The sequence below is a fragment of the Bacillus sp. T-10(2022) genome (assembly GCF_056502895.1).
Window position 1 is genome coordinate 376,259 of sequence record NZ_CP113518.1, and the last position, 12,685, is coordinate 388,943.

Consider the following 12,685-nt stretch of genomic DNA (forward strand, 5'->3'; position numbering starts at 1 on the left):
ATAGGCATAACAAAACAAAAGTAAGTAAGACCCTTAAAAGGAGGATGATTTATGCTACTCAAGTATTTTTATGATGAGAAACTGGCTCAAGCTTCATACCTTGTGGGATGTCAGGCTACTGGCGAAGCGATCATTGTTGATCCGTCACGTAATATAGAACCTTATATTAAAACGGCTAGAGCACATGGTGTGCGGATCGTGGGTGTAACGGAAACGCACATCCACGCGGATTTTTTATCTGGTTCACAGGAGCTAGCTTCAAGGCTTGGGGCCACATTGTATTTGTCTGATGAAGGAGGGGCGGACTGGAAATATGAGTACGCAACTGGGTATGAACACTGCTTTCTAAGAAATGGAGATGTATTTTCTATTGGGAATATGAATTTTGAGGTGGTACATACACCAGGACACACACCTGAACATATATCGCTGCTCGTAACAGATGGGGGTGCATCTACCAAGGATCCGCTCGGCATATTTACCGGAGATTTTGTATTTGTGGGTGATGTGGGGCGTCCCGACTTATTAGAAAAAGCCGTAGGGGTACATGGTTCCTCAGAAAAAATGGCACGCAAGATGTTTCGGTCATTGCAACAGTTTAAAAACTTTCCAGACTATCTGCAAGTATGGCCAGGGCATGGAGCGGGCAGTGCCTGTGGAAAAGCGTTAGGTGCAATCCCGTCGTCAACCATCGGATATGAAAAACGGACAAATTGGGCATTGCAATATGATAATGAGGATCGCTTTATAGAAGCGCTGTTGGCTGGACAGCCGGAGGCCCCCCCTTATTTTTCAATGATGAAGCGGTTGAATAAAGAGAGAGCGCAGCAAATTCGTAGGATGGCAACGCCACATCATATGGAGGTTTCAATAGATATTGTGCAGGAATGGACGGAACAGGGAATTGTCATTGATACGCGTCCAGCCAGTGAATTTGCCACCAAGCATATACGAGGGGTAATTAATATCCCTTATAACAAATCATTTGTAACTTGGGCGGGATGGTTGTTGGATTATGACCAGCATATATATCTTCTAGCATGCAATGCTGATGTGGCAGATATGATAAATGATCTCCAGTCCATTGGATTGGATCGCGTCATTGCAACAATGGAACCATATATCATTGAGCAGGCTGGCGAATCTGGTTCACGCGTTATGAAATATGAAGAAGTGACAATGGACATGATAGATGACGCAATTCAAACAGAAAGCATATATGTGCTTGATGTCCGAAGCATGGGCGAATGGGAGAAAGGCCATATTCCGCAGGCGAAGCATGTGATGCTTGGTCATTTACAGGAACAGGTACACAAAATTCCGCATGGTAAACCAATTTTGGTTTATTGCAAAACTGGCGGAAGATCCGCCATCGCTGCAAGCCTACTACAAGTTCATGGTTTTAAAGAAGTACAAAGCCTTGCAGGCGGTTATGAAGAATGGAGTAAACAGAAGAAGTTGCCACCCACTAGAGGTGCTAAATGAAATCTTTGAATTTTATCATCCATGCGAAAATTTTACCATGATTGCAAATGTGTAAATACTTATGATGAGAGGGTTTTTAAAAAATGTCCGCGGTATTAGGGGATTCAACCAAGGAATTCTATAAAAATAAGGAGATTTTATAAGAGAAATGGGTTGGCATGACAATTGCATATATAAAGAGGCAAGGTACACAAGCAAACATGAGAAGGAGAGATACTCGATGAAATATAATTTTGACCAAGAAATCCGTCGACTGAACACTGACTGCGAAAAGTGGGATGATCTTGAAAATCATTTTGGCGTAAAGGATGTTATACCGATGTGGGTGGCCGATATGGATTTTCAGTCTCCTCAACCTATCATCGAAGCATTAAAACAACGTGTGGAGCACGGTGTTTATGGCTACACGCTTAGACCGGACTCGTACATGGAATCCATTGTTGGTTGGCTGAAAAGAAGACATCGATGGTCCATTGAGAAAGAATGGATTACCCACAGCCCAGGAGTGATTCCAGCCCTATCGTTGGCGATTCAGTCCTTCACGCAGACAGGGGACAAAATAATTATCCAACCTCCTGTATACCATCATTTTGCTCGTGTAGTCCAAGCGAACGGCCGTGAAATTGTAAACAACCCGCTTAAGCTTGAAAATGGGCGTTATTCCATAGATTTCGAAGATCTAGAGGCAAAGATAGATTCATCGGTAAAAATGTTGATTCTGTGTAGTCCTCATAACCCGATCGGAAGGGTATGGAGCAAAGAAGAATTGACGAGATTGGGACAGATTTGTATGAAGCATAACATTCTCGTTGTCGCAGATGAAATTCATTTTGACTTTGTTTATAAGACACATACTCACATTCCTTTTGCCTCTATATCAGAAGAGTTTGCGAACCATTCTCTTACCTGTATTGCGCCAAGCAAAACTTTTAACCTGATGGGTGTACAGACGTCAAGTATCATTATTCCAAATCAGCAACTGCGCGATAGGTATGATCGAGAACTGAATACATTATCTATTGGTTCGCCGAACATATTTGGCGTTGTTGCGTTAGAGGCTGCTTACCGACACGGAGAAGAATGGCTGGATCAGCTTCTTGAATATTTGCAGGAGAATTTGGAGTTCACTCTGAATTACTTCAGCAAAAACATCCCGCAAATCAAAGTCATCCAGCCTGAAGGCTCATATCTTGTATGGCTTGATTGCCGGGAATTGGGAGTTGAAGAAATGGATCAATTTATGTTGCGCCGAGCAAGGGTTGCAATGAATGAAGGGCAGATTTTCGGTATGGAAGGTGAAGGGTTTATGCGGCTCAATATTGCTTGTCCACGTTCGATGTTGAAAAATGCTCTGGGTGGCATAGAAAAAGCTGTCTCCTCTTTGTGCAAAGCGTAGAAATTTATTTTATAATAAATTTATTTTATTATTTCATAAAGCGCAATAGCAGAGGAGGATAATATGGCAGGCTTTATCGGCATGCAGCAGTTTATTCAAGATTACGCTGAGAACACAGCAGGAATCCTTGGTCTGGATATAACCGTGCTTGATGAAAAGGGCGTTCGTATTAGCGGAACTGGCTACTATAAAGATCTCATTGGCAAAACGGCTCCGGAAGGCTCCTTTTTCAGAATGATATTGGAAACAGGGGAGCCTGGAGTGGTTTACGATGTGAAAAAAGATGAGTCGCAGTGTAGGAGTTGTAAATTCGTAAATCAATGCAAAGAACTCGCTACCATCGGGTTTCCTATTGTAAAGCAAGACAAACCAGTTGGCGTCATCGGCATGATTGGTTTTTCCCATGAACAAAAGGAGAAAATGATTATAGAATCAGAGAATCTGATCCAGTTTCTACGCAATGTTAGTACATTGTTAGTCAATAAATTAGCAATGCTGGACCCTGATAAAGAACCGGGTTGCAAAATTCAAGAAGAGATACCGATCCCCCAAAAAGCTATTTCTTTTGAAAACATTCTTGGTAAAGATTCCGGGCTTCAAGATGTTATTAAAAAAGCTAGACGGATTATAAACAGCCCATCCACTGTTTTGATAAGGGGAGATAGCGGTACGGGAAAGGAATTATTAGCCAAAGCGATTCATTTTGAAAGCAAGCGCCGAATGCATTCATTTGTGGCAGTAAATTGCGCAGCCATACCTGAGAGCTTGTTGGAAAGTGAGTTGTTTGGTTACGAGGGCGGATCATTTACCGGCTCGAGTCGGAATGGGAAAATGGGGAAATTTGAATTAGCGCACAAAGGAACCATTTTTCTTGATGAAATTGGTGATATGCCGCTTTTCTTGCAGCCAAAGTTATTACGGGTTTTACAAGAAAGAGAGATTGAAAGAATCGGTGGGAAAAAAGCAATCGAGATTAATGTACGGGTGATTGCAGCCACTCACCGAAACTTAGAGGAAATGGTACGAAACGGTACCTTTCGCGAAGATTTATATTATCGTCTCAATGTCCTCCCTCTCCATACCAAACCTTTGAGAGAACGGCGTGATGATATAACTTTGTATCTCGAACATTTCATTCATAAACATTGTAAGGTCATGCAAAGGTATCCACTTAGACTTGACCCCATGCTGGAGCAATGGCTTATACGCTATGATTGGCCGGGGAATATACGTCAGTTGGAAAACGCCGTAGAATATATGGTCAATATGGCTGAATCAGATATCGTCGAATTCCATGATTTACCTGAATATCTGTTTCAACATGATCATCTCTCTGCCGATTGTAGAGGGTTAAGTTTGGAAGAAATGATTTCTGAATATGAAAAAGAAGTAATCCAGAACTATTTTCTGACTGAAAAATACCGAAATGATAAAGAACAAATTGCCCGGGAACTAAAGATTAGCCTGTCTACTCTTTATCGCAAGTTGGAAAAATACCAATTATGTTAACTTCTTAAAAGATTTCTATTTTACTCATTTAAAGTTACTTGAAATGAGAGAGTGCTCATATCAATTTCTCGCCTGAGTTTTTTGTGAGGACAAAAGCAGAAGGTAGAGGTATTTTAATAATTTACTGAAAGTTCTCTAAATAATCATAAATAGATTATTCAAAAGAACAGCCAGATGAGCCTTGCATACAAAGTATTTGAACTATGAGTAAAAAGGGGGATACACTATGGGGAAATTAGAAGCAGAGATAAGTAACACCCTAGAAGAGCGAAATTCAAAAGGATCATTACAAAGGAAGCTGCAATCCAGACATTTAACGATGATGGCTATAGGTGGCGCTATTGGAACTGGATTGTTTGTATCCAGCGGATCGACGATTAGCACTGCGGGGCCGGGAGGAGCGCTTGCTGCATATATTCTGGTAGGAATCATGGTCTATTTTGTCATGAATAGTTTAGGAGAGCTATCGGCCTTCTTACCGGTCCCGGGGGCTTTTGACATCTATGCCTCAAGGTATATTGATCCTGCGTTAGGCTTTGCGTTAGGTTGGAACTATTGGTATACAACCGCGATAACGGTTCCTGCAGATTTGGTGGCCTCTACTCTTATTATGAAGTATTGGTTTCCGGACTCACCTTCTATCTTGTGGAGCGCACTTTTTCTGGGTTTGTTGCTAATCTTAAATGTTTTATCAGTCAAGGCATATGGGGAAAGTGAATACTGGTTTGCCGGTATTAAGGTCATCTCGATCATCGTATTTCTCGTTATTGGGGTTGCCATGATTTTTGGAATTATGGGAGGACATACGGTTGGGTTCAGTAACTTTACCCAAGGAGATGCTCCTTTCCATGGCGGGCTTGTATCTATCTTTAGTGTTGTGCTCATCGCGGGCTTTGCATTCCAAGGAACTGAGGTGATAGCGACGGCAGCCGGTGAAACCGAAAATCCATCGAAAAACGTACCGAAAGCAATTCGGTCAATTTTCTGGCGAATCCTTATTTTCTACGTGTTGACGATTTTTGTTATCGGTTTGATTATCCCTTATACGGATTCAAACCTGCTTAAATCCGGCGTTCAAAATGTATCTATCAGCCCCTTCACGCTTGTTCTTCAGAGAGCTGGGTTGGCATTTGCAGCTTCCGTCATGAATGCAGTGCTTCTTACATCTGTTTTATCAGCAGCAAATTCAGCAATGTATGCTTCTTCACGTATGCTATGGGCACTGGCGAAAGAAGGAAAGGCACCACGAATCTTTGCACGGCTTAACAGGAAGGGAATTCCCATGTGGGCCCTTTGTACAACTGCTTTTATAGGACTTGCCTCTTTTTTGGCATCCCTTTTTGGAAATGGTTCAGTTTTTATTTGGTTGGTAAATGCTTCAGCCCTTACCGGTTTTATCAAATGGTTCGGGATTGCCGTTAGTCATTACCGCTTCCGTAAGGCCTATGTAGCCCAAGGCAGAGATCTAAATGAATTGCCGTTTAAAGCCAAATGGTACCCGCTGGGCCCGGTTATCACGCTGTTATTTTTTGTGGTTTTCATTTTTGGGCAGACTCTTTTTTATGGAGATCAAATTAGCTGGGCAGAAATTATCGCCACGTATATAGGTCTTCCTATTTTCTTGCTTCTCTGGCTTGGTTATAAAATCATTAAGAAAACAAAAATAGTTCCTCTGATGGAGTGTGATTTTGAGCGCAAAGAATAAGAGGGAAGGCTTGTGATGAATGTAAGCGTTTTATTCAAAAGGAAATTAAATTCTATTCCGTATTAATAGTATTACAAAAAAAAAGAGGTGGTTTATATGATAATAGAAGCAATCATAACAAAAGAAGCCCCAAAGGCTATCGGTCCTTATTCACAAGGTATTAAGGCAGGAAATATAGTGTACACTTCAGGGCAGCTCCCAATTGATCCTGAAACTGGAGAAATGCCTGATAATATTGAGGAGCAAACAAGGATGTCATTGGAGAATCTTAAGAAGGTTTTAGAAGCGGCGGGATCAAGCTTACAGCAGGTAATAAAAACAACGGTTTTTTTAAGCGATATGAATCACTTTGCCGTGATGAATCATGTATATGGAGAGTTTTTCTCTGATAATTATCCAGCAAGAAGTGCGATTGAAGTTGCTCGTTTACCTAAAGATGCTTTTATTGAAATAGAAGCGTTGGCTATTATTTAATTATATATAATTGAAAAGGGAAGGCAGATTGATATTCTACTTTCTTTAATGTAAATATGGCCAGTCTTAAACAGAAAATATCTGAGGAGTTTTAATATGAATTTAGCACAATTTCCTAGACAGCGATATACACCAACAGATACACCCATTGAGAAATTACATCATTTTTCCGAAGTTCTTGGTGGACCTTCTATTTATCTTAAACGAGATGATTTACTTGGTCTGACGGCTGGGGGAAATAAAACAAGAAAACTAGAGTTCCTTGTTGCAGATGCATTGGATAAAGGTGCGGATACGTTAATTACATGTGGAGGCATTCAATCAAATCATTGCCGTTTAACATTAGCGGCAGCGGTTAAAGAGAAAATGAAGTGCATACTTGTGTTGGAAGAGGGTCTTTCAAATTCTGAACCAGATTTTAACGGTAACTATTTTCTCTATCATTTATTGGGCGCTGAACAAATCAAAGTCGTGCCTAATGGAGCTGACTTAATGCAAGAAATGCAGAAAATAGCTAAAGAGGTAACAGAGAATGGACATAGTCCTTACATCATTCCGGTTGGGGGATCCAATGTCATTGGTGCGACGGGATATGTTGCTTGCGCCCAGGAGATCTTGGCACAGTCCTTTGACCAAGGAATTGATTTGAAAGCTGTTATTTGTGTAAGCGGAAGTGGAGGAATGCATGCGGGTTTAGTGGCCGGGTTTCATGGAAACCAAAGTGGAATATCAGTAATTGGAATAAACGTAAGCAGAGGAAAAGCTGAACAAGAGGAGAAAGTTTATCAGCTAGTTAAAGAAACTTTAGCACACATCGGCATTCCAAATTCAATTCCTCGTGAGGCCGTTACATGTTTTGATGAGTATGTCGGGCCGGGTTATGCTTTGCCTACACCTGAAATGGTGGAAGCTGTCAAGCTTATCGCAAGAACCGAAGGGATTTTGCTGGATCCGGTATATACGGGTAAAGCGGCAGCGGGGCTCATTGATTTAATACAAAAAGGCACCTTTAAGCCGGAGGATAACATCCTATTTTTACATTCTGGCGGCGCCTCATCGCTATACGCGAATACTTCTCTCTTTTATTGAAATTTGATTATTATATGGTGATAGTGTGAATCAAAAAAACAATAAAAATAGAAGGCAAGGGTAATATCCGGTTCTGGTTCTAAGATGCATTTATTTGAAAGAGGTATTTAGAATCAGTCCCATGCAGCCATACCAAATAGTTGATGAATGAACTTCATCTGATTTGGTATAGACTTGAACAATGTTTTCTCCTGCTGTGGGATAGAATATGATGAAAATTATCCCGTAAAAAGACTATTAAATAAGGTTTGTTTTGGTGCATTCGTCAAAAATGAGCTGGATGAAAATTTCCGGCTCATTAGAATCACAGTTTTCAAGAAAACATTCACCATAATGTACATGTCCTTTCCTTCCACATATTCAGTTTTCAGTCATTGGTTCAATCCCATCGTCTTCCAATAGAAAAGCTCCATTTGGCTAAGCGGCTTACAGCTTAACCAAATGGAGCTTTTAAAGGGTATGTGGGATATCCTTTTTTTTTGTAAATGTAGTTAAATCTCTTGTTAAAATTTAACTCTATAATCGATATACGTTTTTTCTTTGTTTGGCATTTTATCGACAACTGGAGATTACATACGGAAAAACAGTTGTTTTTTTCTTTTCTTTTCATCAAATGCTAAAAGTTTCATCCAATAATTGATAAATGACAAGCATTAGAATGACATCGTTCCCTGTTGCTTTGTATTTAACTTGCTGTTCTATTCTAAATTAATGGCCATTAACCGTCATCAACATCTGATTGTAATCACTTACAAGTTCATCCCATAACAGTGGACCGCTAGTAGACCCTACAGCAATAGATTTATTCTTTTGAACCTAAGGATAAATAATATGAGAAGCGATAAAATGGGTTATCCTATGGCGATTTAAAAATTCTTTTGACCATTATGTCCGTTTGAAGATTTTCCATGTCAACTATTAAAAATAAGTATTCATAGCTTCCTGCCTTAACAGTTGCGAAAGAGCCAATCCATTAGGAGAAGCCCCCTTATAGTATTAGTATATTCAGTCAGAAATGAAATTCCCTCGTTTTTTAGTTTAAATGGGCCGTTGGGGATCAATGGATGGAAACGAATTTATTCCTCAATTCCTCTTCCGTTACTTCGATCTTTCCTTTCAAATCTTCAGCCAGTAATACATAGCTTTTCACGCCAATGAATTCTGAATGTGATATTAAAAAGAATTTTGTTCCTTTTTTATACGCAGAAGGATCATCTTCAATCAATTTAAACATTTTCATCCTTTTTCCACCTTGGATATCATATTCGTAACGCATGTATTCATAACTGCCTTTTGAGTAGACTTAATTGCATCAAACAAGTTGAAAAGGAATTAGTTCACTACTAAGATACAACTTCTTCTTTTCACTTTTTATATCATTGATATTTATGGGCGGTCAACTATTTTTACTGGTAGAAACAAGAACCAGCTGGCATTGTCATTTGTTTGCGAATTATGATTATTCCTAACTTTCTGTGGAAGTGCCTATCGTTGAATGTTAAAATTCAGTTGGAAACAGTGATTCTTCATACATATGAAAGAGAAAAGAGAGGCATTGAATTTGTTAAAAAGGCTCTCAAAAAGTGTTTTGGAAGGTGTGGAAATATTGAAACCGATCATATTTGATGTAGATACTGGGATTGATGATGCCATGGCGATGGCATATGCTTTAAATTCCCCTGAACTGGAAGTGCTCGGATTTACCACTTGCTTTGGTAACGTGCCCGTTGTTGAATCAACCCGCAATACGCTTGCCGTTTTGGAGAAATTAAATAGGCGCATTCCGGTTTTTGAAGGTGCTGACCAAACTTTGGTGCGCGGAAGGAAGAAGAGGTATCCCAAGCATGTACATGGGGAAGACGGGTTAGGAAATACCCTTCGGTTTGAACCAACCATCAATGCAGCACAAGGAAATGCAGTAGATTTCATTATCGATCAAGTGCAAAGCCGACCGCATGAAATCACGATTATTGCAGTTGGACCACTGACTAACATCGCATTGGCGATTAAAAAAGCCCCAATGACCATGTCCTTAGTAAAAGACGTCGTTATTATGGGCGGTGCCGTAAACGTACCAGGAAATGTAACCCCTTATGCTGAAGCGAACATAATATCAGATCCTGAAGCAGCACATCAGGTATTGACTTCAGGACTGCCAATCACCCTAGTGGGGCTTGATGTGACGCTGCAAACATATCTGCTGAAATCGAAGCTTGATGATTGGCGTGCCACTGGTAAGGAAAGCGCCGAATTTTTAGCGGAAATGACCGATTATTATATGAAAGCATATGAAAACTCTCATCCAGGTTTGGGCGGTTGCGCCCTTCATGATCCGCTTGCAGTCGGGGTAGCGATTGATTCAAGTTTTGTGAGTGCAGAATGGATGAACGTCAAGGTGGTGACCGAGGGTGAAGAAACAGGCAGGACAATCGGTCAAAAGGATGGCGAACCAAGAATCCGCGTCTGTACGAATGTGGAAGGTGCTCGGTTTGTGAAACATTTCTTGGAACGGGTTATATGATATTGAATTATGTATTAATTATTAAGGCTGTCTCTTTTCCCAAAGCCTTTGGGAAGAGATGGCCTGTTTCTGTTGAATAAATAGATCGGAGTCAGGCCGAATTATTATAGTGGCATTCAAGCTTTAATCAAACGTTTGATTAAAAGGAAAGTCTAAAGTCACTATTATTATGATGAAAACCATATTATTGGGTTGTGGTTCGGAAATATTGGGTATAAGGAACTTTTTTTACCATAAATAAGTAAAATGTTAAAAAATATTTAAAAAATGGGTTTGGAAATATGAAAAAACAGGTACATAGACTTTCGTAATGCCATATTTAGGGTTTTTTGCATAATCATAATTTACCATTTTTCGACTTTGTGGTTATTTATATGGCAGAAAATGTATGGTTCTATTAAAATGTACTATATAAGATAAAAGGAGGAGTTTTTTCTATGTCACAAATTCGCGTAACACCTTCAGAACTGAAAGATGTAGCCAGACAATATGATAATGAGAGCCAACAAGTAACGGATATGATTGGTCGTTTAGATAGAATGAGAGATCATTTAACTGGTATTTGGGAAGGTTCTTCCAGTGAGGCTTTCGTAGGCCAGTACGAAGAATTAAAGCCTTCATTCATGGATATGGCTCGCTTGTTGAATGAAGTTTCTCAACAATTGAATAAATCAGCTCAAATCCTTGAAGACACAGATAATCAGATTGCTAGTCAAATTCGCGGATAATCATTAGGTCAATGAGATAAAGAAATTTCTAGGAAAAAGCGCCGCGACTCTTTATGAAGATCGTGGTGCTTTTTTGCTTTAAAGAGGTGGTTTCCATATATATTCAACTAACGATTGATTTAAACAGGTATACAGGGGAAGTATTTGATTTGCAAGTGTCGAATTACCGCTCCATCAAAAAGGTTGTGGAAATCATATGGCAGGTAAAGGATATTGCCAGTGCACCTAAAGAAGGCTATTGGGTGCGGGTCCAGAATAAAGAGTTCGTATGTTCAGGTTATGAAACCCTGCTTGATAGCGGAATTACGACGGGGGACCGCCTAGAGATCCTCTAATGGATTAAGTGTGGACTCTTTATAGGAAAAAAGTCTAAAGCCCTTTAGCAGGGGTAAAGGAGTTACATAAAATGGATGAGAAAAAATCCTCATATCTGGAGAAAAAAACAGAAGCTGCAATGATGAAGGATGATAATGGGCATTTGTTCGTTTTCCAACGGGCAAAATTATCGATGCAAGACCCACTGGAATTACAGCTTATTCATGAAGCGGATGATGCTCTCCAGAAACATATAGAAGTGACAGAGGACGAGGTGCAGATCAGAGTAAATCCACCAGCCTCTTTTTTTGTTTTTTCCAAAGCTAAAGATAAAAATCCATTGAGTAGATGGTTATCGTCTTATCAAATCTTGAAGAAAATCAGGAATCATGAATTGAGTCGCCTGCAACTTGTCGTTTGTCCGGAAAATATCGTTTTTGATTCAAGCTTGACCCCATATTTCCTGCATTATGGCGTAAAAGACAGTTTGCCTCCTTATGAGCATAATCAGGATGAGCTGTTTAAAGAAACGAAGGCAACGATTTCAGCGCTTGTGGATGGGCAGTATGCATTCGAAGAGTATCTGCTTTACCATAAAACCCTGAAACTATCGAGCGAATCACAAAGCATATTGGCAGCGGGGACTTGGGATGAGCTTTCCACGGTCATTCAAAATCGGATAGATGCTTTAGAGAAGGAAGAAAAAGCATTTGTGCATATCCCTGAAAAGAAATGGAAAACGGGCCGTTATACACTTTGGGGTACGGTGATCGTTCTAGTGCCGCTGCTATTGTTTACGATTTACACACTATTCTTCTCCCAACCTAAGCAGGATGCATATGTAGAAAGCGGTGAAAGCTTTTTAAATCAAAAATACAGTGAAGTCATTGACCGGTTGGAGAACTACGATCCGAAAAATATGCCTTATGTCGTTCAATATGAACTTGCGAAGTCCTACGTCGCTTATGAACCGCTGGGTGATGTCAGGAAGAAGAATGTAGAAAATGCAATCACTTTGCAGACTGATAGCCAGTATCTCTTATATTGGATTTATATAGGCAGGGGCATGAGTGAAGACGCGATCGATTTGGCGAGAATCATGGAGGATCGTGAATTGATTATGTATGGACTCGTAAATCTGAAAGAACAGATTAAGTTGGACGATAACCTTTCCGGGGAAGAAAAGGAAACGCAAATTAAAGAAGTCGATACGGAGCTATCCCAATATGAAAATGAACTAAAGGAATTGAAAAAGCAATTGGAGGAACAGCAAGATGAGAACCAGCCTTCAACAGAGTCTACTTTAGAGGACAAAGGCAAAACGGAAGCAAAGCCTGCTGAAAAAGAAGAAGCGGAAAACGAACCTGCTTCTGGTGAGAAAGAGGAAAGTAAGGATTCCTCCAATAAATCATCTGAAGAAAAAGAGAAAAGCAAAGAGTGAGCAATGGGCCTTTTGCGGAGGT

General features: G+C 40.1%; 11 protein-coding genes. 10 read left to right on the forward strand and 1 reads right to left on the reverse strand.

The features are described 5' to 3' along the window. Positions 1–51: 51 nt before the first annotated feature. The 6 genes from OSJ91_RS01870 to cuyA all read left to right on the forward strand — a co-directional run bounded on the left by OSJ91_RS01870 (position 52) and on the right by cuyA (position 7,658). Positions 52–1,485, forward strand: a complete 1,434-nt coding sequence (locus tag OSJ91_RS01870) for an MBL fold metallo-hydrolase (RefSeq protein WP_485890888.1) — start codon at positions 52–54, stop codon at positions 1,483–1,485. Between the two features lie 220 nt (positions 1,486–1,705). Beyond that, positions 1,706–2,881, forward strand: a complete 1,176-nt coding sequence (locus OSJ91_RS01875; protein WP_350300992.1) for a MalY/PatB family protein — start codon at positions 1,706–1,708, stop codon at positions 2,879–2,881. Positions 2,882–2,944: 63 nt separating this feature from the next. After that, positions 2,945–4,390, forward strand: coding sequence for a sigma-54 interaction domain-containing protein (locus OSJ91_RS01880; protein WP_350300993.1), 1,446 nt, complete (start codon positions 2,945–2,947; stop codon positions 4,388–4,390). Between the two features lie 226 nt (positions 4,391–4,616). Next, the gene (locus OSJ91_RS01885) at positions 4,617–6,095 is read left to right on the forward strand and encodes an amino acid permease (protein ID WP_485890889.1); all 1,479 of its coding nucleotides are present in this window, start codon (positions 4,617–4,619) and stop codon (positions 6,093–6,095) included. 96 nt (positions 6,096–6,191) lie between these two features. Continuing rightward, a complete protein-coding gene (locus tag OSJ91_RS01890) occupies positions 6,192–6,569 on the forward strand; it encodes a RidA family protein (RefSeq protein WP_264640119.1) in 378 nt (125 codons plus the stop codon). 96 nt (positions 6,570–6,665) lie between these two features. Then, entirely contained in the window at positions 6,666–7,658 is a 993-nt protein-coding gene (gene cuyA / locus OSJ91_RS01895; RefSeq protein ID WP_485890890.1) for a D-cysteate sulfo-lyase, read from the forward strand. Between the two features lie 1,057 nt (positions 7,659–8,715). On the opposite strand, the gene OSJ91_RS01900 is transcribed toward cuyA, so the two are convergent. After that, the gene (locus OSJ91_RS01900; protein ID WP_101225656.1) at positions 8,716–8,898 is read right to left on the reverse strand and encodes a hypothetical protein; all 183 of its coding nucleotides are present in this window, start codon (positions 8,896–8,898) and stop codon (positions 8,716–8,718) included. Positions 8,899–9,264: 366 nt separating this feature from the next. Here OSJ91_RS01900 and OSJ91_RS01905 point away from each other — a divergent pair, with 366 nt between their 5' ends. The 4 genes from OSJ91_RS01905 to essB all read left to right on the forward strand — a co-directional run bounded on the left by OSJ91_RS01905 (position 9,265) and on the right by essB (position 12,663). Continuing rightward, the gene (locus OSJ91_RS01905) at positions 9,265–10,179 is read left to right on the forward strand and encodes a nucleoside hydrolase (protein WP_350302767.1); all 915 of its coding nucleotides are present in this window, start codon (positions 9,265–9,267) and stop codon (positions 10,177–10,179) included. A gap of 437 nt (positions 10,180–10,616) precedes the next feature. After that, positions 10,617–10,907 carry a WXG100 family type VII secretion target gene (locus OSJ91_RS01910; protein WP_034306171.1) on the forward strand — a complete coding sequence of 97 codons (291 nt, stop codon included), beginning with the start codon at positions 10,617–10,619 and terminating at the stop codon, positions 10,905–10,907. A 95-nt stretch (positions 10,908–11,002) separates the two neighbouring features. Next, entirely contained in the window at positions 11,003–11,242 is a 240-nt protein-coding gene (yukD, locus tag OSJ91_RS01915; protein ID WP_053537134.1) for an ESX secretion system protein YukD, read from the forward strand. 71 nt (positions 11,243–11,313) lie between these two features. Beyond that, complete coding sequence (essB, locus tag OSJ91_RS01920) at positions 11,314–12,663, forward strand: type VII secretion protein EssB (RefSeq protein WP_485890891.1); 1,350 nt, start codon at positions 11,314–11,316, stop codon at positions 12,661–12,663. Positions 12,664–12,685 lie beyond the last annotated feature (22 nt).